23 protein-coding genes are annotated in these 21,700 nt (G+C 65.7%); 17 read left to right on the top strand and 6 right to left on the bottom strand.

Annotated features, from left to right (window positions below; all coding sequences use genetic code 11):
• Positions 1-213: 213 nt before the first annotated feature.
• From VB738_RS03780 to VB738_RS03730, 11 genes are all read left to right on the top strand, one after another.
• Entirely contained in the window at positions 214-1,302 is a 1,089-nt protein-coding gene (locus tag VB738_RS03780; RefSeq protein WP_323304483.1) for a polysaccharide biosynthesis/export family protein, read from the top strand.
• Positions 1,303-1,308: 6 nt separating this feature from the next.
• The gene (locus tag VB738_RS03775; RefSeq protein WP_323304482.1) at positions 1,309-2,820 is read left to right on the top strand and encodes a hypothetical protein; all 1,512 of its coding nucleotides are present in this window, start codon (positions 1,309-1,311) and stop codon (positions 2,818-2,820) included.
• A 13-nt stretch (positions 2,821-2,833) separates the two neighbouring features.
• Positions 2,834-4,165: an O-antigen ligase domain-containing protein gene (locus VB738_RS03770; protein ID WP_323304481.1), complete on the top strand. Its 1,332-nt coding sequence runs from the start codon at positions 2,834-2,836 to the stop codon at positions 4,163-4,165.
• 165 nt (positions 4,166-4,330) lie between these two features.
• Positions 4,331-5,611 (top strand): lipopolysaccharide biosynthesis protein, encoded by a 1,281-nt coding sequence (locus VB738_RS03765; protein WP_323304480.1) that lies wholly within the window; start codon positions 4,331-4,333, stop codon positions 5,609-5,611.
• Between the two features lie 98 nt (positions 5,612-5,709).
• A complete protein-coding gene (locus tag VB738_RS03760) occupies positions 5,710-6,555 on the top strand; it encodes a glycosyltransferase family 2 protein (protein WP_323304479.1) in 846 nt (281 codons plus the stop codon).
• An 8-nt stretch (positions 6,556-6,563) separates the two neighbouring features.
• Positions 6,564-7,574 carry a glycosyltransferase family 2 protein gene (locus tag VB738_RS03755; protein WP_323304478.1) on the top strand — a complete coding sequence of 337 codons (1,011 nt, stop codon included), beginning with the start codon at positions 6,564-6,566 and terminating at the stop codon, positions 7,572-7,574.
• Positions 7,575-7,613: 39 nt separating this feature from the next.
• Positions 7,614-8,645: a glycosyltransferase family 2 protein gene (locus tag VB738_RS03750; protein WP_323304477.1), complete on the top strand. Its 1,032-nt coding sequence runs from the start codon at positions 7,614-7,616 to the stop codon at positions 8,643-8,645.
• On the top strand, positions 8,642-9,097 hold the full coding sequence (gene pssD / locus VB738_RS03745; RefSeq protein WP_323304476.1) for a PssD/Cps14F family polysaccharide biosynthesis glycosyltransferase: 456 nt from the start codon (positions 8,642-8,644) through the stop codon (positions 9,095-9,097). The genes VB738_RS03750 and pssD overlap by 4 nt, the downstream gene beginning before the upstream one ends.
• A gap of 53 nt (positions 9,098-9,150) precedes the next feature.
• Positions 9,151-9,573, top strand: coding sequence for a glycosyltransferase (locus tag VB738_RS03740; RefSeq protein ID WP_323304475.1), 423 nt, complete (start codon positions 9,151-9,153; stop codon positions 9,571-9,573).
• A gap of 38 nt (positions 9,574-9,611) precedes the next feature.
• A complete protein-coding gene (locus tag VB738_RS03735; RefSeq protein ID WP_323304474.1) occupies positions 9,612-10,571 on the top strand; it encodes a sugar transferase in 960 nt (319 codons plus the stop codon).
• The gene (locus VB738_RS03730; protein ID WP_323304473.1) at positions 10,568-11,068 is read left to right on the top strand and encodes an ATP-binding protein; all 501 of its coding nucleotides are present in this window, start codon (positions 10,568-10,570) and stop codon (positions 11,066-11,068) included. Before VB738_RS03735 ends, VB738_RS03730 begins: the two co-directional genes overlap by 4 nt.
• Here the strand turns inward: VB738_RS03730 and VB738_RS03725 are convergent.
• On the bottom strand, positions 11,034-11,459 hold the full coding sequence (locus VB738_RS03725; protein ID WP_323304472.1) for a hypothetical protein: 426 nt from the start codon (positions 11,457-11,459) through the stop codon (positions 11,034-11,036). The two genes, VB738_RS03730 and VB738_RS03725, sit on opposite strands and share 35 nt — an antisense overlap.
• A gap of 209 nt (positions 11,460-11,668) precedes the next feature.
• Between VB738_RS03725 and VB738_RS03720 the strand changes: the two genes are divergently transcribed.
• The 5 genes from VB738_RS03720 (at position 11,669) to VB738_RS03700 (ending at position 16,456) form a co-directional block, all read left to right on the top strand.
• The gene (locus tag VB738_RS03720; protein WP_323304471.1) at positions 11,669-12,256 is read left to right on the top strand and encodes a L,D-transpeptidase; all 588 of its coding nucleotides are present in this window, start codon (positions 11,669-11,671) and stop codon (positions 12,254-12,256) included.
• Between the two features lie 74 nt (positions 12,257-12,330).
• A complete protein-coding gene (gene glgA / locus VB738_RS03715) occupies positions 12,331-13,875 on the top strand; it encodes a glycogen synthase GlgA (RefSeq protein ID WP_323304470.1) in 1,545 nt (514 codons plus the stop codon).
• A gap of 24 nt (positions 13,876-13,899) precedes the next feature.
• Positions 13,900-14,592 carry a hypothetical protein gene (locus VB738_RS03710; protein ID WP_323304469.1) on the top strand — a complete coding sequence of 231 codons (693 nt, stop codon included), beginning with the start codon at positions 13,900-13,902 and terminating at the stop codon, positions 14,590-14,592.
• A complete protein-coding gene (locus VB738_RS03705; RefSeq protein ID WP_323304468.1) occupies positions 14,592-16,013 on the top strand; it encodes a UDP-N-acetylmuramoyl-tripeptide--D-alanyl-D-alanine ligase in 1,422 nt (473 codons plus the stop codon). Before VB738_RS03710 ends, VB738_RS03705 begins: the two co-directional genes overlap by 1 nt.
• A gap of 77 nt (positions 16,014-16,090) precedes the next feature.
• Positions 16,091-16,456: a YbjQ family protein gene (locus tag VB738_RS03700; RefSeq protein ID WP_254947615.1), complete on the top strand. Its 366-nt coding sequence runs from the start codon at positions 16,091-16,093 to the stop codon at positions 16,454-16,456.
• On the opposite strand, the gene VB738_RS03695 is transcribed toward VB738_RS03700, so the two are convergent.
• Positions 16,399-16,809, bottom strand: coding sequence for a hypothetical protein (locus VB738_RS03695; protein WP_323304467.1), 411 nt, complete (start codon positions 16,807-16,809; stop codon positions 16,399-16,401). The two genes, VB738_RS03700 and VB738_RS03695, sit on opposite strands and share 58 nt — an antisense overlap.
• 90 nt (positions 16,810-16,899) lie before the next feature.
• On the opposite strand from VB738_RS03695, the gene VB738_RS03690 reads away from it, so the two are divergent.
• Positions 16,900-17,883 carry an META domain-containing protein gene (locus VB738_RS03690; protein WP_323304466.1) on the top strand — a complete coding sequence of 328 codons (984 nt, stop codon included), beginning with the start codon at positions 16,900-16,902 and terminating at the stop codon, positions 17,881-17,883.
• A 27-nt stretch (positions 17,884-17,910) separates the two neighbouring features.
• Here the strand turns inward: VB738_RS03690 and pyrC are convergent, their stop codons facing one another.
• From pyrC to def, 4 genes are read right to left on the bottom strand one after another with little or no spacing between them, the layout of a single operon-like run.
• Positions 17,911-19,002, bottom strand: coding sequence for a dihydroorotase (gene pyrC, locus VB738_RS03685; protein ID WP_323304465.1), 1,092 nt, complete (start codon positions 19,000-19,002; stop codon positions 17,911-17,913).
• A complete protein-coding gene (locus VB738_RS03680) occupies positions 18,999-19,547 on the bottom strand; it encodes a YqhA family protein (protein WP_323304464.1) in 549 nt (182 codons plus the stop codon). Before VB738_RS03680 ends, pyrC begins: the two co-directional genes overlap by 4 nt.
• 41 nt (positions 19,548-19,588) lie before the next feature.
• Entirely contained in the window at positions 19,589-21,175 is a 1,587-nt protein-coding gene (locus VB738_RS03675; protein ID WP_323304463.1) for an NCS2 family permease, read from the bottom strand.
• Complete coding sequence (def, locus tag VB738_RS03670) at positions 21,168-21,662, bottom strand: peptide deformylase (protein WP_323304462.1); 495 nt, start codon at positions 21,660-21,662, stop codon at positions 21,168-21,170. The genes VB738_RS03675 and def overlap by 8 nt, the downstream gene beginning before the upstream one ends.
• Positions 21,663-21,700: the final 38 nt, after the last annotated feature.

The following is a 21,700-nucleotide window of genomic DNA, read 5'->3' as shown; positions in this document are numbered from 1 at the left end:
CAGTCCCTCACGAGCAAACACTCACCAGCCTAGCCTCCAAAGCCGCAGAAGATTCGTGTCGCAGACCTTGACCTTCCATGGTGACGACAAGGGAAATACCCTGATGGGACTTGATGGAGTGAACAGGCCACAGGTGATCGTGGATGGCGAAGACACGCATCCATCCTGATCAGAGAGAGACGCCCTACCTTGCAGACGACGGATAGGCTACGATTGATTGGACAAGCCAATCGGGGAAACGGTTCCGAATCGACGCAGATGTCGAAATTCCACTTATGGCTTCTTGGACTGGCCTGCTGTGTTGGCGCAGCGGGGGCTGCCCAGGCTTTACCGATCTCACCAGGAGATCGTGTCAAAGTCACCATTCCGGAAGGAGAAGAGTTTAGTGGAATCTTTGAGATCAACCTCAATGGAGAGCTGGAACTTCCTTACCTCAAAGGAATCTCGGCTGTCGGCCTGGAACCGGAACAACTTCAGAAGCGTGTTGCTCAAGCCCTTGTGCAACAGGGCTTCTTTCAACCCTCCTTCCTCCGGGTTAGTTTGAGCGTGGTCCAATGGGCACCGGTCCCTGTGTTTGTCATCGGCTCCGCCTTTCAGCCCGGTCGGGTCGTGATCAACGAGTTGAGTGATGTAGAGCAGACGCAGACTCCTGTGCAACTCTCAGGACAAGCCCCACTCAACCGTATGCTCACCACGGCCCTGCGCCGTGCGGGAGGCGTTACGCCCACCGCCGATGTCACCGCCGTGGAGTTGAAACGGGGATTACGAAGACAAGTGGTCGACCTGTCCGGTGCCTTCACAGGGGTACCTTTTAAGGACATCCCACTGATTGCCGGCGATCAGGTGATTGTTTCCGACACGGGTAGCGTGAACCCACTGATCGTTCGCCCGTCGAACATCACGCCCACTGAAGTTGAAATCAACATCTCCAATCTTACTGTTCCTGCAGCGGGGAACTCTGTTGCAGGTATTGGCTCTCAAGCCAGGAATTTTCCCTATGGATCACGCTTATCCCATGCTGTCATCTCGGCCAACTGTGCTGGTGGGACCATGGTCACCAATGCGCGGCGCAAAGCCATCTTGGTGAGAACGGAAAGGGCCTCAGGCAAGACGACTGTCTACGAAAGAGGAGTAGAAGATCTTCTGCGATCCTCGACAGACAACGCCAACAACCCCTATCTCATGGCAGACGATGGTGTTGCCTGTTATGACTCCAAGATGACCAACTTTCAGGCAGTCCTTAGCATCTTTACCCAGTTTCTGAATCCAGCTGTTTTGATTTATGATCGAAGCATTCCCTAAGATAGCGTGAAAGACGCTCCACCCATCATCAGACGCCTCAAGCCGAAGGTGCAAGCCGTACAAGAGCCCTTGGGCAAGGCGAAGCGGCTGTTTGCCGAACAGTTCCGACATATACCCGGCTTGAAGGCTGCCGATCCAAAGGGATGGTGGAAAAGACTGAGTCGAACCGACAAGCTTCGCTGGAGTCGCTATCTGTTCGTATCCACGTGCACGAACAGCTTGATCTGGGGGTCCAGCATTCTGTATCTCTTACTAGCGAGACCTGTCTATACCAGCTCTTGGGCGCTGATCCTGCCCGGTAGCGCCAATGCTGTCAATCTCAGCCTGCCTGATATTGGTCAGGCCACCGCATCAAGCGAATCCCTGGGCCTGGCCACGTTTGATCCCCGTGCCAACTATGAATACATCTTCGTGAGCGAGCAGGTATTGGCTCGGGCCGCCAAGATTGCCAATATTCCGAAAGAGGACTTCGCGAAGCCCCGCATCAAGAATATCGACAATACGACACTGATGCAGATCGATTCCACCGGTCCCTCTCCCGAGGATGCACGCAAGCGTTCCCTTGCCTTGTATGAGGCCATGGTCGAACGACTGAATCAGCTGCGCGTCAGTGAGATTAACCAACGGGAAGGACCGACTCAGAAGATTCTGCTGGAGACGCAGCAGAAGCTGGAGGAAGCTCAGAAGCAAGTCTCGGAATACAAGCGCAAGTCTGGTCTCACATCAACGGAGCAGGTTGAAATCCTGTCGGCGAATATTGAACAACTACGCAAGCAAAGGGCGGAACTTGCGGCTCAGCAATCCCAGGCTGAGAGTCGGCTGCAGAAGTTGGGCCGAAGCCTTGGCCTGACTCCAGCAGAGGCCACAGATGCGTTCAAGTTGCAGGTTGATCAAATCTTCCAAATGAATTTGAAGGACTACAGCGAAGCCACGTCAATCCTCAAGGTTCAACAATCTAAGTTCGGTCGGAACAATCCTCGAATTATTAAAGAGATCAAGCGTCAAGAGGCGGCCATGCAAGCGATGAATCAACGTGCCAAGGTCTTGCTGGGTCGCCCAGCTTCAGCCCAGACTCTTTCACGGCTTGCGTTGACGGGTGCGAGTTCGGGCCGTGAATCTCTTTTCCAGAACCTGGTGAACTTCCAATCGGATGCGAGTGGTGCCGCATCACAGGTCAGCAAGCTGGATCAACAGATCAGTTCCTTGGAGCAACGTCTGCGATTGATGTCCCAGAGGCAGTCGTCTTTGGAGAATCTCAAACGTAATGAACAGATCGCAGAAGCCGTCTTTGCCTCCACCTTGGCAAAGCTGGATCTTGGACAGTCCAATATCTTTGCAGCCTTTCCACTGATCCAGATAGCGGTTGAGCCTTCACTACCGGAGAAGGCGACGTCACCGAAACGTTCGCTGGTTCTTGCTGGCTCAGCCTTCGGATCGATCCTGACGACAACAGGACTTTGGATTCTATGGATCCGCAAGCCCTGGATCAAGCGGCTGGCCCGTTGGGTTTCAACCTAGGCAGGAGAATTCATTGGGACTCAAGACACTTCTTTCCAAAGCATTCCAATCTGAGGATGATCTTCAGCCGAGCAACTGGCCGGAGCGTCTGGTGTGGTGGTCGATCATCTGTACCTATCCCATCTGGCTCGTCGGAGGCCTCTATGTTGTCGGATCGGTCCTCTGCTGGCTGCTCCTCGGTTGCCTGCTGATCAAGATACTGGCCCGAATGGATCACCCGGAGGAGAATGAAGAGATTTCCATTTCACCGGTGATCTGGCTGTGGATCATCGGCATGCTCGTCATGCAGGTTGCCCTGATTGCAGGGCATGTGAATTTCAACCTTGGGACTGGGGCCATCATCAAGTCCACGATTGGGTGGGCCAAAGGCTGGGCCGCGCTGGCCCTCTACCCGCTAGCGGGAGCCCTGCCAATTCGGAGCAGCATCACGACACGTGCCATTTGCATTGTCGGATTTCACACATTGCTCATCATGCCGTTTTTGATGCTGACCCCCAATCTGGGCCTGCCAGAGGTCCTCTACGTCTCGCCCTTGAGAGCCGTCGGGGGTCCGGGAAATGAGTTCTTCGATGTTCCTCTCTACGAGATCGATGGCAGCACGGGTGATCTTCGTTGGCGTCTCTTTGCACCGTGGGGGCCCGCCCTTGGTTTTGTTGGCAACATCAATTTCATGATATGCCTCCTGGAAAAGAACCGAAAATGGAAGCTGCTTGGAATCGCTGGATCGATCGTCATGTGCTTTGTCTGCAAGTCACGTCTTGCCCAGCTCTGCATCATTCTGATCCCAACCGTGACGGCCGTGGTTTCCAGACTGCGTAAGCCGTCCATGCTGATTTCACTGGGTGTTCTCTCCTATCTGGGCGGTATCTTTGCCACATCCATTCTCACCGCCATCAATGATTACTGGGAAGGCTTCAAGGGAGCTCGCGCTGGCTCGACTCGTGTTCGCTTTGCGTTGAAGCGAATCGCCTTCCATCGCTGGGAGACAGAGGCCCCGATCTGGGGGCATGGTGTTGTCGAAGGTGGCCCCCATCTCGTGGAGTATATGGCCATCGGCTCCCATCACACCTGGGCCGGAGTACTTTTTGTGAAGGGTATTGTTGGCTTTTTTGCACTCGCCATTCCGATGCTGGCCACGGGGCTTGATCTGTTGCGCCGGGCAGCCAGTCCCCACTATCAACTGGGCTCGGCTGGGCTGGGAATCATCATCATCCTTTTCATGTATACGTTCGGTGAGAATCTCGAAATCCTTGTGTACCTCTTCTGGCCTGGAATGGTCGTCATGGGGATGGCACTTCAGGAAAGAAAAGGCTCGCCCCAGCCTGAACTTCAGCCTGTGTCGTGATTCACAGCCGATGCACCAGCCATGCGATGCCCTGATGCCATGATGAGCAACCCGGACGCTATGGGCATGGCTGATCACCTCGGGCCCCGGGCGGGTCATCCGGCAGGGGACAAGCCTGCAGCGGTTGCTGAGTCACAAACACGTGCTGTGCGGGGTTGACCCTTGATGCGTCTGCTCAGCAACCTGAAACAGTTCATCCCCAAGGATCGATTCATCCGAAACATCGGCTGGATGGGTGTGGGGGAGGTGGGGATCCGAGTCTCGCGGCTGGTGGCCACGGTGCTACTCGCCAGGCTGCTGAGCCCCAGAGACTATGGCCTTGCGGCCATCGTGTTGACGTCCGGCGAGCTCGTGAAGGTCTTCACACGCAACGGTATCGGCGACAAGATCGTGCAGGCCGATGCAGATGAGGTCCAGGAGATCTGTCAGACGGCATGGAGCCTGAACTGGCTGATCGGCTTCAGCCTATTCCTCATCCAGATCATCGGTTCGTTCGTCATTGCCAAGGTCTACAACGACAACGCGCTGATCGTGCCGATCATCGTGGTGAGTTGCAGCTATCTGATCTATCCACTCTCCATGGTTCAGTCGGCTCTGGTGCGGCGAAAGAATCGGCTGAAGTTCTACAGCATGACCAACCTCGCAGCCGTCGCCAGCGAAAATCTGATGACGGGGATCTTTGCGCTGATGGGGATGGGTATGTGGGCGATTGTGCTCCCCAAATTGCTGGTTGCACCTGTCTGGGTCGCCATGATGCTGCGCTTCGAGCCCTGGCGGCCCGCTCTGTCGTTCACGCTCAAGCGCTGGAAATCTGTGCTGCAGTTCGGCAGTCGCATCCTCGGGGTTGAGCTGCTCAACACCTTCCGCGAGAATGTGGATTATCTCCTGATCGGCCGTTTCATCGGTGTCAAGGCGCTTGGGGTTTACTACTTTGCCTTCAACGCCGGATTGGGTCTGAGCCTGAGCGTGATCAATGCCCTCTCCGTCTCCCTCTACTCCGACTTCTGTGACGTCCGCAGCCAACCCGCCGTCCTCAAGGAGCGCTTCCGCAAAAACCTGCTCACCATCACCAAGGTGATCGTGCCCGTGGTTGCCTTGCAGTGCAGCCTGGCCCCCCTGTATGTGCCGATCGTCTTTGGCCGGCAGTGGGTGTCGGAGGGGGCGGTGCCGATTCTGATGCTGATCTGCCTGTCGGCCCTGTCCCGACCGTTCGCCAACGCCTCCTCCATGCTGTTTCGCGCCGTGGGCTTGCCCCAGGTGGATCTGCTCTGGAACCTGGCCTTCACGGTGGCCCTCACCGTGGCCATTCTGATCGGTACGACAGGGGGCTCCCTGGGCGTGGCCGCCGCCGTCGCAGCGGCCCATCTCACGCTGCAACCGATCTACCTGATGCTGGGGCAACGGCTGCTGCGACGGATTCAGATCTCACAGCCCACCAGCCTGTGACAGGAGCCGTGCCCAAGGCGCGGTTATGGTGACAGAAGCCTTCAAGCCTTGATGCTCGCGCCTCACCTCTGGAGCACGTCCGTCCGCCCGACCCGCTTGTGAAGATCTACGCCATTTGCCTGATCAAGAATGAGGGCGATGTGATTGCAGATTGTCTTCATCATGCACGGACCTTCTGCGATCGGATCTTCGTCCTTGATAACGGCAGCACGGATGGAACCTGGGAAACCGTGAATGCGCTTGCACGCCAGTATCCGGACATCGTGATTGAGGAGCAGCTGCTTGTGCCCTTCCGTGATGGAATGCGCTCCATCGTTTACAACCGCCACCACCATGAACTGACGGATCAGGATTGGTGGTTGCGGCTGGATGGGGATGAGTTCCTGGAAGGGGACCCCCGGGACGTGCTCGCCAAGGCGAACCGTGAAAAGGCCGATTTTGTGACGGCCTGGAATCTTCAGTTTTATTACACGGATACCGATTATCAGAACTGGGAGACCGAGAAGCTTGCAACCCACCGGCCCATCACCGAACGGCGCCGCTACTACTCCGCCAATTGGCGCGAGTATCGCTTCTTCCGCAACCAGCCCCATCAACTCTGGAACGAAGCGGTGGCGCCCCAGTGGCCCAACGGACTCAGGAAAGCCTGCTCCCAGCGTCTTTACAACCGCCACTATCCCTACCGCACGCCTGACCAGATCAAAGAGAAGCTCCAGGCCCGCTTCGGCCATGCCCAGTTCCGGCATATCGGCTCCGTCGACTGGACGTCCAAGCTCCTGCCGGCCCGCCAGTTGAACCACTTCCAGGAGGGCCAGCCGCCAACGATCAACCAGTTCGACTACTACACCAAGCGCCTGCGCATGGTGTGGATCACCCTGATGGGGCGTGTCAGAGCGGTGCTGGGTCGGATCGGAGGCACCCATCGTTCCAGCCATACGTCGTAGCCGCCGCGATGACCCACACCGATCCGCACGAGACCGCTGCGGTGGTTCCGGGCCCCGCAGAGCGGAACGTGCCGATGGTTTCGGTGGTGGTTCCCATCTACAACGCGGCGACGCACATCGCCCAGACCTTGCGCTCGGTGCTGAATCAGAGCCTGGACGACTGGGAATTGATCGCGGTGGATGACGGGTCCACCGATGGCAGCCTCGCCATCGTCAGCCGCCTGTTCGGGGACGACCCCCGGATCCATCTGGTGACCCAGCCCAATGCGGGGGTCTCGGTGGCCCGCAACCGCGGCGTGGCGCTGAGCAGGGCGCCCCTGATCGCCTTCCTGGATGCCGATGACCTCTGGCATCCCGACAAACTGCTCCGTCATGTTGATTACCACGCCCACCAGGCCGAGGTGGGCGTGAGCTTCGCCCGGGTCGAGTTCCTGTCGCCTGAGGGGACGCCCACGGGCCTGCTGGCGGCCCTGCCCCGCGCCTCCTATCGACCAGAGGATTTTCTCTGTGAGAATCCCACCAACACCACCTCCAACTGGGTTCTTCGGCGCGAAGTGTTCATCTCGGTGGGCGGATTCGTCTCCGACATGAGCTACTCGGAAGATCTGGAATGGTTGCTCCGGGTGGCCTGCGATGGCCGTTGGCGCATCTCCGGATTGCCCCAGGTGCTCACCTACTACCGCACATCGGCCGGGGGCCTCTCCTCGAGCCTGCAGCGCATGGAACAGGGCTGGCTGCGGCTGATCCAGGAAGCCCGCCGCTATGCGCCCGATCTGGTGGCGCAGCATTTCGCCACGGCCCAGGCGATTCACCTGCGCTACCTGGCCCGGCGCTCCCTGCGCCTGGGGGGGACGCCCGCCATCGGCACCGACTTCATGGTCCGCGCCCTGCGCTCCGACTGGCAGATCCTGTGGCGACAGCCACGCCGTACGGTGCTCACAGCCATGGCAGTCTTCGCCCGTCAGCTGCTGGCCCCCTGGCGCCGTCTGGGTGGCCGCCACGGCAGGGCGCGGTCATGATGGCTTTGGCGACGCCCCCCTGCCTGTGAGCCCGCTGCCATGAGCCGATCCCCCCTGGTGACGGTGGTGATGCCGCTCTACAACTCCGCCGCGACGGTGCGGGAGAGTCTCGAATCGGTGCTGGCCCAGACCTACACCAACCTCGAGATCCTGGTTGTGAACGACGGTTCCACTGATGACGGGGTGGCGATCTGCCAGGGCTACGAGGATTCGCGCCTGCGGATTGTGCACCAGGGCAACCGTGGTCTGGCGGGCGCCCGCAACACGGGAATCCGCCAGGCCCGGGGGGAGTTTCTGGGTTTTCTCGACAGTGATGATCTCTGGCTGCCCACCAAGGTGGAGCGCCATGTGGCCCATCTGCAATCACGGCCCGAGGTGGGGGTGAGTTTTTCCCGCTCCAGCTTCATTGATGAGGCCTCACGGCCCATCGGAATCCATCAGATGCCGAAACTGCGGGACATCACCCCGGAGGTGGTGTTCTGCCGCAATCCGATCGGCAATGGCTCCGCCGTCGTGATCCGCCGGGACGTCTTCGCCGCCATTCGCTTCAGCGCCAATCTCTATGGCGAGGTGGAAGACTTCTATTTTGACGACAGCTTCCGGCAGTCTGAAGACATCGAGTGCTGGCTGCGGATCGCCCTCCAGACCCAGTGGCGGATCGAGGGGATTCCCGAAGCCCTGACGCTTTACCGCATCAGCGACGGCGGACTCTCGGCCAACCTGATGAAGCAGTACGCCTCCTGGGAGAGGGTGCTGATCAAGACCGAAGCCACCCACCCCGACTTCATCGCCCAATGGGGCTCCAGGGCGCGGGCCTATCAGTTGCGTTATCTGGCACGCCGGGCCACCCGTCAGCGGGATGGTGCCCTGGCGGTGCGTCTGCTGCACCGATCCCTGGCCACCGACTGGAGGGTGCTGCTGGAGGAACCGCGACGCACCCTGATCACCCTGGTGGCGGCCTACCTGCTGCTGGTGTTGCCGGAGGGTCCCTATCGCTGGCTGGAGGGCCGCATGTTGCGGTCCACCGGTGCCAGCCAAAAGCGACGCATGCAGGGGGAGCTGGGCCGATGAAGATCCTGCTGGTCTGTTCTTCGGGTGGGCACTTCAAGGCCCTGCAGCAACTGGCCGGCTTCTGGGGGCGCCATCCCCATCTCTGGATCACCTTCCGCACACCGACCACCGAAACGGCGCTGGCCGGGGAGCCGGTGCAATGGGCCCACAGCCCCACCAACCGCAATCTGCCGAATCTGCTCCGCAACCTGGCTCTGGCGCTGCAGGTGATCCGCAGCGAGCGGCCGGACGTGATCGTTTCGACCGGTGCCGGTGTGGCCGTCCCCTTTCTGCTGCTCGGTAAACTGCTCGGATGCAAGACCGTGTTCATCGAGTCCGTGACCCGCATCGAGACCCTGAGCCTCTCGGCGCGGCTCATTCGACCGTTTCTTGACATTCTTTACGTGCACTGGCCCCAGCTGCAGCGTCGCTATCCCCGCGCCGAACTTGTCCAGAGCAAGGTGGGAGCATGATCCTGGTGAGCGTGGGGACGGAACAGTTCCCCTTCAACCGGCTGATGCAGTGGATGGAGCTGCTGATCCAGCAGGAGCTCATCGATGAGGAAATCGTTGTTCAGTACGGCACCTGTACGTTTCTCCCCAGCGGTACCACTGTGTACCGATTGCTGAAGGAGGACTCCTTTCGTGCCCTGGTGGAAAAGGCGCGGGTCGTGATTGCCCATTGCGGGGAAGGTACGGTTCTGTTGCTCGATGAACTGCAGCAGCCCTTCATTCTGGTGCCCCGCAGCGTCCGCTATCAGGAGCATGTCGACGATCACCAGCTGGAACTCGCCCTGGCCCTGAAGCAGATGGGTGTGCCGATCGCCTGGAGTCCGGGCGATCTCGTGCGCTTTCTCGAGGCCCCGTTCAAGACCTCGATCAGCGACGTGACCGACAGCTCGGCCCAGTCCCTCTGCCGGAGTCTCCAGTCCCATTTTCCCGAGCTATGAGCGGCGGCCCCTCTTCCCAGGCTTCGTTCGTCAGGACCGTGCGCAACGGCGTCCTGATCCTGCAGCTGCCCCCCCGGCTCACCGTGGCCGAAGCCGTGGCGTTCCGCTCCGGTTTCGCTGGCTGGCTGGCGGAGGTGGAGGGCCTGCGGCAGGTGGTCCTGGATTTCGGGGGCACGGCCATCATCGACAGCAGCGGCATCGGTGCCCTGGTGGGCGCCATCAAGACGGCCCAGGAGCGCGCGGTTCCCCTGGAGGCCTGGAGCCTGAACCGTCAGGTGTTCCTGGCCCTGCAGATGACGGGACTGGAGAAGGTCCTGCCGATCACGGCCCATTCCGAGGGGCTGCTGCCCCAGCTGTCCCATACGGAGGACCAGCGGCCACCGCTGACCCATCCCTCGGTGCGCTCCGCCGTCAAGCGAGGCCTGGATGTCGGCGGTGCCCTGGTGGGGCTGGGGGTGACGGCGCTGCTGTTCCTGCCCATCGCCCTGGCGATCCGCCTGGACAGCCCGGGGCCGATCCTGTTCAGTCAGGTGCGTTGCGGCTGGATGGGCCGCCATTTCCGGATCTGGAAGTTCCGCTCAATGGTCACCGATGCCGAACGGCTGAAGGGCAGCGTGGTGAACCAGGCCCAGGGGGCCTTCTTCAAGAATGACAATGATCCCAGGATCACCCGCGTGGGCCGGATCCTGCGCAAGACCAGCCTGGATGAACTGCCCCAGTTCTGGAACGTGCTGATCGGCGACATGAGCCTGATCGGCACGCGGCCCGCCACACCGGATGAAGTGCGACGCTATGCCATTCCCAGCTGGCAGCGCTTCGATGTGCGGCCTGGCCTGAGCGGGGAATGGCAGGTGAGCGGCCGATCATCCATCCGGGACTTCGAAGATGTGATCCGGCTGGATCTGCGCTACCAGCAGAACTGGAGTCTGGGCTACGACCTGAAGCTGATCGTCCGGACCTTTCTTGTCCTGTTCAGCAGGAACTCAGGGGCGGCATGACCCTGCCCCGGGAATCGGAATCCACGCGGCCCCTCAGCCAGCTCAGCGTCCGCAGTGATCTCGATGAGATCGAGGCGGTGCTGAGCTGGTTCGGCCAGCTGCGTGATCCGGCCGTGCCTTCGGAGCTCTGGATGCAGGCCCAGCTGGCCCTTGTCGAGGGCTTCACCAATGCGGTGCGCCATGCCCACGCCGATCTGGACCCGGCGCCACCGGTCCAGCTGTCGGTGCAGCTAAGCCGCCAGCGGTTCTGCGTGCAGATTCTCGACCAGGGGGGCCCCTTCGACTTCGAGGCCGCCCTGGCGGCCGTGGAGAAGGCGATGGAAGCCACAGGCCAGGATCCCCTCGCCAGGGAGGCCCACTGGGGCCTGGTGATGGTTCTGAAACTCCGCAGCGCCTACGGATGGACGATCAGCCATCGGCGGATCGACGCAGCGACCAACTGCCTCTCCCTGTGCCACCCCCTCAGCGCTGATGGGGGGACAGGAAGGTCATCGTGAAGGACTCAGGATGGCAACGGGCTGGCTGGAAGATCGACCAGCGGGTCCACAGATGCAGGTAGTAGTTCGTCCCGTTCGGCCCCCGTCCCCAGCCATGGGCGACGGACTGACCCCACACGATGCTGTTGGATTCGAGGGCTTTCCTCCGTTCTGGAGGAAGTGACAGTAGGTCTCCCCGGTAGAGAATTCTCCGGCCCCGGTAGAAGAAAGCAGGTTCGGTGTCCCTGTCCTTGTGCTGCTCATCCACCAGGAACCACACCTTCTTGCTCTTCTGGAGCAGCCAGAAGCTGCGCGAACAGCGTGGCGGCACGGTGTCGTTCTTGTAGCTGTAAAGAAGGCCGTGGTAATGGTCCTGGGCCCCAAGGGATGGGGCGGCGATCTCCAGACCCATGAACAGAACGGCGGACGTACTGACGGCGAAACGGTGCCACCGTGACGATGCTCCCGATTGCTGCAATCGAGGCTGCAATCGGGTTCACCGTTGGTATCGCTGAAAGGAGCATAGACCGGTGCCCGGCCTGCCCATGGCAAGACCCCGGCCCGTCACTGCGTTCGGCTCGCTAACCTGAGGTCTGGAGTCTGATCCCGACTGATCGCATCGTGAACCGCCAAGCCGTCCTGCCCCTGGCTCTGGCCCTGTTCAGCTCTTTCTCCGGATGGTCGGTGCAGCCCGCGATGGCCGCCGTCGCAGGCGGCGACGCTGCGGCGGGCAGCCCGGAGCCGACTGCGGCGACGGCGGAGCCCGCCTCCCCCCCGCTGCAACTCATCCTGGACCGCCGGAGTCGGCTGCTGAAGGTGATGGAGGGGGGCCGGGAACGGCGCCGCTTCCGGGTGGGAGTGGGCATGCCCGGCTGGGAGACGCCGGTGGGTTCCTTCAGCGTGATCGAGAAGACCGCCTACCCGATCTGGGAGCACCCCGCCAAGGGCGTGCGCATCCCCCCCGGCCCCACCAATCCCCTCGGCTCCCGGTGGATCGGCTTCCACCGTGACTGCAAGGGCCGGCGCGGCTTCAACGGCCAGGAGCATCTGGAGGTGAAGGGGTGCGTGACCTCCGGTTTCCACGGCACGCCGAATCGCGACAGTGTCGGTGGTGCCGTCTCCCATGGCTGCGTGCGGCTGTTCGACGAGGACGTCAGGGAGCTGTTCGAGATGGTCCAGGTCGGCACCCCGGTGACGGTGCTGCCCTGAGCCCGCTGTCGTCGGCCGCCGGAACGCTCCTTGGCAGCCCGTAGAGTTCCAGGCGCACCAGCGATCGAGCGCGGATGAGGGTTCTGTTTGCCGCTGCGGAGTGCGCTCCCATGATCAAGGTGGGGGGCATGGGCGACGTGGTGGGCTCCCTGCCACCGGCCCTGGCGGCACTGGGGCACGACGTCCGCATCATCATGCCGGGCTACGGAAAACTGTGGAGTCGGCTGGAGATTCCGGCCGAACCGATGTGGCGTGGCCATGCGATGGGCACCGATTTCGCCATCTACGAAACCCGCCACCCCACCAGTGGTCTGACCATCTATCTGGTGGGCCATCCGGTGTTCGATCCCGAGCGCATCTATGGCGGCGAAGATGAGGACTGGCGCTTCACTTTCTTCGCCAACGCCAGTGCCGAATTCGCCTGGAACGGTGGCTGGAAGCCCCAGGTTCTCCATTGCCACGACTGGCACACGGGGATGATCCCGGTGTGGATGCACCAGGACCCGGAGATCAGCACGGTGTTCACCATCCACAACCTCCGCTACCAGGGCCCCTGGCGCTGGAAGCTGGACCGCATGACCTGGTGCCCCTGGTACATGCAGGGCGACCACACCATGGCGGCGGCCCTGCTCTATGCCGACCGGGTGAATGCGGTCTCGCCCACCTACGCGATGGAGATCCGCACGCCCGAATACGGCGAGCGCATCGACGGCCTGCTCAACTTCATCAGCGGCAAGCTGCGCGGCATCCTCAACGGCATCGATACCGAGGACTGGAATCCCGCCACCGACACCACCCTGCCGGCCCCCTTCTCCTCAGGCGACCTCAGCGGCCGCGCCGCCTGCAAGCGGCTGCTGCAGGAACGGATGGGCCTGAACGTCAACCCCCGCTCCTACCTGATGGGGATGGTGAGTCGGCTGGTGGACCAGAAGGGCGTGGACCTGCTTCTGCAGGTCGCCGACCGCGTGTTGGCCTACAGCGACAGCCAGTTCGTGGTGCTGGGCACCGGCGAACGGGGCTACGAGTCGGGTCTGTGGCAGATGGCGGCGCGCCACCCCGGCCGCTTCTCGGTGTTCCTCACCTACGACGACGCCCTGTCGCGGCTGATCTACGCCGGCAGCGACGCCTTCCTGATGCCGAGCCGCTTCGAGCCCTGCGGCATCAGCCAGATGCTGGCGATGCGCTACGGCTCCATCCCGGTGGTGCGACGCGTCGGCGGCCTGGTGGACACCGTGCCCCCCAACGACCCCACCGCCGGCACCGGCACCGGCTACGGCTTCGATCGCTACGAAGCCATCGACTTCTACACCACGATCGTGCGCTCCTGGGAGGCCTACCGCAACGAGCCCAGTTGGCAGGAGCTGCAACGGCGGGCCATGACCACCGACTTCAGCTGGAACCGCTCCGCCCTGGAGTACGACGCCATGTACCGGGAGGTCTGCGGGGTCAAGGAGCCCACCCCCGACGCGGCCCAGGTGGAGCGCTTCTCCCAGGGCCAGGGGGCGGACCCGAGCCTCCTGCACGACGACTCCCGGCCGGAGGGCTCCCCCAAGGAGCCGCCGCCGCCCCAGCGCCCCCGTAACCCCCTGGCCCTGCTGCGCCGTCGCAACGACTCCTGAGCCAGCTTCCCGTCCCCGGCGTCCATGGCTGATCCGGTTCCGCCACCTTCCGATCTGCCGGTGCCCTATGCGAGCCCCTGGGGCCGGCTCGGCCAGGCCCTGAGAGCCGTGCTGGCCTCCCTGCGTCTGAAGCTGCGCGAGCTCTGGCGCCGCAATGGCGAGGGGGACCTCTCGGTGCCAGGCTTCTGGCCGCAGGGGCTGGCGCCGCTGTTCTGGCCCCTGCTGCTGGCCGCCCTGCTGGCCCTGCTGCTGGCCCTGGGGGGTCAGATCTGGCGGGGGCTGTCCCACCGTGCAGATCCGGCCGGCGGTACGGCGCCCCCCCTCGTCGCCCCGGCCCCCCCTTCGCCACCGGCGCCACCGATGCCCCCTTCGCCGGAACCGGCGCCGGTCCTGCCCGCACCGGTGGCGGAACCCAAGCCGCCCCCCGCCCTGGAGCTCGACCCCCTTCTGGCCCTGCTGGCGGACGACGACCCGCAGCACCTGATCGCTTCGGCCCACCCCGAGCCCGCCGAGGGCCGCCTGGTGCTGACGATGGCGCCGAGCTACGCCGGCCTCGCCCCGGCGAGCCGGAGCCGCTGGGCTGAGCGCTGGCAGGAGCGCGCCCGGGGGCTGGGCTACGAGCGGCTGGAACTGGTGGACGGCCAGGGGCGATTGCTGGCCCGCGGTGCCCTGGTGGGGTCCGGCATGATCCTGCTCGACCCTGGACTGTCAGGTTGATGCTGTTGCCGTTCGAGCCGTTGTGCCAGCTCTGGGGCGAGCCCCTGATGGCCCCCAGAACCGCTGGACCCGACCCCATCCGTCGCGTCTGCACCGACAGCCGCGGCGACCTGGGCGGCGCCCTGTTCGTGCCGCTGGTGGGGGAGCGCTTCGATGGCCACCGCTTCGTCGCCGACGCCTTCGCCGCCGGGGCGGCGGCGGCCCTGGTGCAACGGGACCGGCTGGACGGGGCGGCGCTGGCGGAGTTGGTGGCCGGCAGCGGCCGTCCGATCTGGCCCGTGGAGGACACCCTGGAGGCCTACCAGCAGCTGGCCCGCCTCCGGCGGCGGCAGCTGGGGCTGCCGGTGGTGGCGGTGACCGGTTCGGCGGGTAAGACCACGACCCGGGAACTGATCCGGGCGGCCCTCGCGCCCCTCGGACCCGTGGTGGCCAGCAGCGGCAACGAGAACAACGACGTGGGGGCGCCGCTCACGATCCTGAAGGCGGACGCGTGCACGGCGGCCCTGGTGGTGGAGATGGGGATGCGGGGTCTGGGGGAGATCGACCGCCTCAGCCGCTGCGCCGAGCCGGACGTGGCCGTGATCACCAACATCGGCACCGCCCACATCGGCCGCCTGGGCAGCCGGGAGGCGATCGGCCGGGCCAAGTGCGAGATCACCGCCGGTCTGGGGCCGGAAGGGGTGCTGGTGATTCCCGCCGGAGACCCGCTGCTGGAGGAGTCCCTGGGGCGGGTGTGGCGGGGCCGGGTGGTGCGCGTCGCCCTGGAGGACGAGGCGGCGGACTTCCCGGCGGGGGTGCCGGCGGCGGAGCTGGTGGGCCGGCTGGAGGGCCCTTCCCTGTGCCTGCTGGACGGTCCGAGCCTGGCGCTGCCGCTGGAGGGCCGCCACAACGCCCGCAACCTGCTGCTGGCGGTGGCCGTCGCCCGGGAACTCGGCGTGCCGGCGGCGGCCCTCGGCGACCTGGCGGTGCAGCTGCCGGGCGGCCGCGCCCGACGCGCGCAGCTGGGCGGGGTGGAGCTGCTCGATGAGACCTACAACGCCTCCCCGGAGGCGGTGCTGGCGGCCCTGGAGCTGCTGGGGGCCCCGGGCGGAGCCTGCGAAGGCCGCCGCTATGCGGTGCTGGGCACGATGCTCGAGCTGGGGGACCGCAGCCTGGAGCTGCACCGCCAGGTGGCGGGCCGTGCCCGGGCCCTTGGGCTCGACGGGCTGGTGATTGTGGCCGCCGAGGCCGAAGCCCAGGCGATGCTCGCCGCCGCCGCCGGATTGCCGCGGCTGGCGCGGGCGGCCACGCCCGAGGAGGCGGCCGCCCTGCTGCTCGACTGGCTGGAGCCGGGGGATCGGGTGCTGCTCAAGGCCAGCCGCGGGGTGGCCCTGGAGCGGGCGATTCCCCTATTGGAGGCGGGCCTCGGCCCGGCCGCCTGAATCCAGCCGCTTGGAGCACCCCGCTTGATCCGGGTTGCCGCTCCCAGCAGGATGGGGCGGCCGCCGACCGCCTCCCGATGGTGAAACCCGTGTTCGTGACGACCACCTTCACGATCGAGGGCTACGACATCACCGCCTACCGGGGCCTGGTGCGCGGCATCGTGGTGCGCTCCCCCACCCTGGTGCAGGGCTTCCTGGGCGGCCTCAAGCAGATCGTGGGCGGCCGGATCGGGGCCTACACGGAGATGTGCGAGCAGGCGAGGGAGCAGGCCTACGAGCAGATGATCCAGCACGCCCGGGCCCTGGGGGCGAACGCGATCGTGGGAACCCGCTACGACGGCTCCGAGGTGCAGGGCGGCACCGCCGCCGCCACCGAGGTGCTCTGCTATGGCACCGCCGTGGTGGTGGAGCCGCGGCCCAGCAGCAGCGGCAGCAGCGCGTAGAGGAGCAGCAGGGCCAGGTACACGGCGCCGGAGACGGGGTCGCGGCCGATGAGGATCTCCCGCAGGGGGAGCTGCCGCAGCACCAGCCCCACAGCCAGCTCCGCCGCCACCATGAAGGCCAGGGCGAGGGCACCGGCAGCCGCCCGGGTGAGGGGACCACAGCCGGGGAGCTGCCGCCGCACCACCAGCCGGGCGGCCAGCACCATGGCCAGGGCCATCCACGGCATCTCCAGCAGTTCGGCCAGGCGCTCCCCCAGCCGCGGCACCAGCAGCGGCACCCGCACCGCCCCCAGAACGACGCCGGCGGCGAAGACCAGGGCGAAATAGGTGGCGGCGGCGCGGAGGATCGGCATGGCAGCGGCCGGGCGGCACGTCCATGCTCGTCCGTCTGCCGCCGCTCCGGCGTCCGTGTCCGATTGTGGAGAGCCCGCCGGAGATGCCCGATGCCTTTCCCAGCCAGCTCGATCCGGCTCCTGGCGGCCTGGAGCGGGAGCGCCGTGGCCGCGGCCTCGCTCCTGACGGGGGCATCGCTGCCCCTGCAGGCAGGCCCCCAGAACCCGCCGCTGCAGGGCACCAGCTGGCAGCTGGTGGGGATCCAGTCGATGGATGACGCCCAGGGCCTGAAGCGCCCGCAGGACCCCTCCCGCTACACCCTCTCGCTCCAGGCCGATGGCCGGGCGGTCCTGCAGCTCGACTGCAACCGCGCCATGGGCACCTGGCAGGTGGAGCCCAGCGCCGACCCCGGCAACGGCGGCTTCCGCTTCGGGCCCCTGGCCAGTACCAAGGCTCTGTGCCCGGCGCCCAGCCTGGGGGAACCCCTGGCCCGCCAGCTTCCCTATGTGAGGGGCTACCTGCTGCGGGACGGCAGGCTCAACCTGAGTCTGCTGGCCGATGGCGGCCTCCTCATCTGGGAACCCCACGCCGCCACCGGGCCCGGCTACAGCAACCGGCCCGACCCGGCGCTGGAGACGGCGATCCTGGCGGCCTCTCCCGACCTGCGCCGCCCCCTGGGAAGCGCCGCCGAGGGCATGGGGCGGGTCAGCTACGTGTATGGCCGCACCGACCTCGATGGGGATGGCCGTCAGGACGTGCTCGTCTACCTGATGGGTCCCTACGTCTGCGGCACCGGTGGCTGCACGCTCGAAGTGTTCCGCCAGGAAGCCCGGGGCTATCGGCTCATCAGCAGCTTCCCCACCAGCCGGCTGCCGGTGATCGTCCCGGAGGCGCGCCGCAACCGCTGGCGCGATCTCTGGCGGCTGCAGTCCGGCGGCGGCGCCCCGGCCACCTGGGTGCGCGAGGTGTTCGACGGCCGGGGCTACCGCACCATGGAGCGCATCCCGGCGGCAGGCGGAGCACCGGCGGGCACCGCCGTGCTGAGCGGCGTTCCCTCCCTGGCGGACGGGGCGCCGTTGGCACCGCGCCCCTGATCGATCCCGGCAGCCGCGGGCTGGCCCTCAGCCGTCGTCCGCCAGCCGCCACTGCAGCACCTGGCCGGCATGGAAGGGCACCAGGGTGCTGGCGGTGCCATCGGCGCCGTTGCCGTGCAGGCGCGGCGGCACCGTGTGGGGCTCCCGCACCAGGGTGATGTGGCCGTCGTTCACGGGCAGCCCGTAGAAGGCGGGGCCGTGCAGGCTGGCGAAGGCCTCCAGGCGATCCAGGGCCCCCTCCTGCTCGAACACCGCCGCGTAGCTCTCCAGGGCGAAGGGGGCGTTGTAGATCCCCGCACAGCCACAGGCGCTTTCCTTCGCCGAGCGGGAATGGGGGGCCGAATCGGTGCCCAGGAAGAAGCAGGGCTCACCCGAGGTGGCCGCCTCGCGCAGGGCCAGCCGATGCCGTTCGCGCTTGGCCACCGGCAGGCAGTAGAAGTCCGGTCGCAGGCCGCCCTGGAACATGGCGTTGCGGTTGATGTGCAGGTGATGGGGGGTGATGGTGGCGGCCAGGTTGGCGCCCCCCTGACGCACGAAGGCGACGGACTCGGCGGTGGTGATGTGCTCCAGCACCACCTTGAGGCCGGGATGGCGCGACAGCAGCGGCGCCAGGTGGCGCTCGATGAACACGGCTTCGCGATCGAAGATGTCGATCTCCGCGTCGGTCACCTCGCCGTGGATGAGCAGGGGCATGCCGATCCGCTCCATCGCGGCCAGCACCGCTTCGATCCGGGCCAGGTCGGTGACGCCGGCGGCGGCGTTGGTGGTGGCATGGGCCGGGTAGAGCTTGCAGGCCGTGAAGACCCCCTCCCGGTGGCCGCGCTCGATCTCCGCCGGATCGATCGTGTCGGTGAGGTAAGCGGTCAGCAGGGGGGTGAAGTGGCTGCCGTCCGGCAGGGCCGCCCGGATCCGGGCGCCATAGGCCGCGGCCGCCGCCACCGTGGTGATCGGCGGACTGAGGTTGGGCATCACGATCGCGCGGGCGAAGCTGCGGGCCGTGGCCGGGGCCACCATCTGGAGCAGGGCGCCGTCGCGCAGGTGCACATGCCAGTCGTCGGGACGACGCAGCCGCAGGCGCTGGGGCGGGGTGACGGAATCGGGTGGGGCCGCGGCCGTCATCGGTGGAGCACCTTGTCGGCGTTGCCCGTGACCAGGTAGCCGCTGAGGGCGAGGAGCAGCACGCTCAGGCTGAAGAAGGCCAGGGACGGGCCGTCCTTGATCGGCAGGGTGAGCATCGCCTTGAACGCGGACACGATCAGCGCCACCACCAGGACCTTGACCAGTTTCTCCTTCAGCTGGTCGAGGTTGCGGATGTCCAGCAGGCCGCCGCCCCCCTGGTCATGCTCCCGGGCCGCCTCGATCGGCGAGATCAGCAGTTCGTAGACCCCGTAGCCGAAGATCAGCAGGGCGATGCCGATCAGGTAGAGGTCGATCCCCGAGACGATGGCCCCCAGCAGTTCGGCCACGAATGTCTTGTCGAGCTGATCGACGTGGCCGAGGCCGGCGAGGGCCTTGGCGATCTCCACGGTGCCCAGCACGAAGGACACCACCGTGCTCACCAGGCTCATGATCACCGGCAGGATCGCGATCAGCCGCAGCCGCCACAGCACCCGCTCGAAGCGCTGCTCCATCCGCTTGAGGCGTCCCTTGAGTGCGGAGGCCATGGAGCGGCGCTGCAATCGCCTAACCCTAGGCAGCGCCCGGTTCAGCGCTGGGGGCGCCCCAGCAGGAACACCACCGCCATCGCCAGATAGCCCAGGGCCCAGGGGGTGCCGCTGCCCCAGCCGGGGTCGAGGACGGTGTCGGCCAGGGTGAAGCTCCAGGCATGGATCAGCCCCAGCCAGGAGGCGGCCGCCGCCACCAGGGCGCAGAGGGCGGCGGCACGGAAGCGCTGCTCGATCACGTACACGAGCATCGCCGCCAGCAGCATGGCCGCCAGAATCTGACCCTGCTCGAGGGCGAAGGCGCCGGCGGCCCACACATCCGCCTGCTGCAGCGGCAGCAGCAGCTGGGGACCGAAGGGGTTGGCCGGGGTGCCGCTGCCCCCGGCCCGCAGCCCCGCCTTCAGCATCAGCGACCCCCAGCCCGCCAGGCCGGGCAGCAATCCCAGGGCCACGGCGGGGGCGTGGGCCGGCGGCGTGGCCTGGAAGGCCTGGGCTGCCATCACCAGCGCGATGTAAAGCACGATCGCCATGCCGGCCTCGATCGGCACCAGCTGGCCCACCACCCCGAACAGCCCCAGCAGGCAGCCCAGGCCCATCACCAGGCCATTGAGCCAGGAGTAGCCGATGCGGGCCCCCATGCCCTTCCAACCGGGGTGGCCGATGTAGATGGTGGTGGGGAAGCAGGACCCCAGCACGGCGGCGGCGACCGTGCCGATGCCGTTGATCAGCAGCGAGCTCTTCACCGGGTAGGCGTCACCGGCCGCCTCGGCGCTCTCCAGGTTCTGCAGCGACCCCAGCAGGTTGAACAGGCCCATCGGCACCGTCACCCCCAGCCAGGGGATCAGGGCGTCGCGGCCCTCCCAGAGGGCGCCGAGGCGGGGCACCGGAAGGTGCAGACCCACCTGGGCGATGTTGGCCTGCCAGGTGGGACCATCCAGCCGCAGCAGGCCCGTGGCTGCGGCCAGCACAATGCCCACCAGCACCGCCAGCACCCCACCCGGCAGGGGCAGCCGGGCCTGGCCGAAGTAGGCCAGCAGGATCACCGCCAGCACTGCCAGCCCCACCACCGGGACGGCGTAGGTGCGCAGCAGGAAACCCAGCCCGATGTAGCCGAGGGCGATGCCGGCCAGGGTGGAGAGCAGGGCCGCCCGGGGCAGCCAACGGCGCAGGGGGGCCACCAGGAAGGCGCCCCCCGCCTCGATCAGCCCCGACCCCAGGCAGGCCAGCAGGCCGGCCCGCCAGGAGAGCAGGGAAGCGGCCTGGGGATCCAGGCCCTGACCGGTGGCCGCCAGCTTCACCGGCAGCATCACCAGAAACACGTAGGCGAACAGGCTGACCGTGTTGATCCCGTAGGGCAGGGCGGTGCGGTCGTCGCGACCTTCACGCCGCCCCAGCCGGTGGGCCTGGACGGCGTAGGCCAGGTTGCCCACCACCAGGCTGATGCCGGTGGCCGGCAGGATCGTGCCGAAGATCAGGCCATCGGGGTACCCCAGCACGCCGCGGCAGAGGGCCACGATCAGCAGGATCTGGATGAGGTTGTCGAGGCCCAGCCCGAGGAAGCCGTCCAGGTCGCCGCGCACCCACCAGCGGGGGGCCGGCGGCGGGACGGGTGCGGTGAGCTCAGCCACGGGGCAGCCCCGCCGGCATCCGATCCGGAAACAGCACCCCGTCGAGGTGGTCGCATTCGTGCTGTACCACCCGGGCGTGGAAGCCCTCCACCTCCCGCTCGAACGCCCGGCCCTCGGGATCGAAGGCCCGGTAGCGCAGGCGGTGCCAGCGGGGCACCCGGGCACGCCAGCCGGGCACGCTCAGACAGCCCTCCCAGGCGCTGTCGTCCTGCCCGTCGCCGAGGGGGGTGAGCACGGGATTGATCAGCACCGTCTCCGGGATGGGGGGCGCCTCCGGGTAGCGGGGGTTATGGGTGATGCCGAAGATCACCACCCGGAGGGGCACGCCGATCTGGGGGGCGGCCAGGCCGGCCCCGGCGGTGGCGGCCATGGTGTCGCGCAGATCCTGGAGCAGGGCCGGCAGGCCAGGGTCATCGAAACGTTCCACCGGCGCACTCACCTGGCGCAGGCGGGGATCTCCGATGGTGAGCACGTCACGGACGGCCATGGGCGCCTCAGGATCGGTCCCACTGTGCCGCCTTCCGG

It is taken from the genome of Cyanobium gracile UHCC 0139 (assembly GCF_034931325.1).
In the GTDB taxonomy this organism is placed as follows: Bacteria; Cyanobacteriota; Cyanobacteriia; order PCC-6307; family Cyanobiaceae; genus Cyanobium; species Cyanobium gracile_B.
This window is presented reverse-complemented; position numbering and strand designations above follow the sequence as displayed.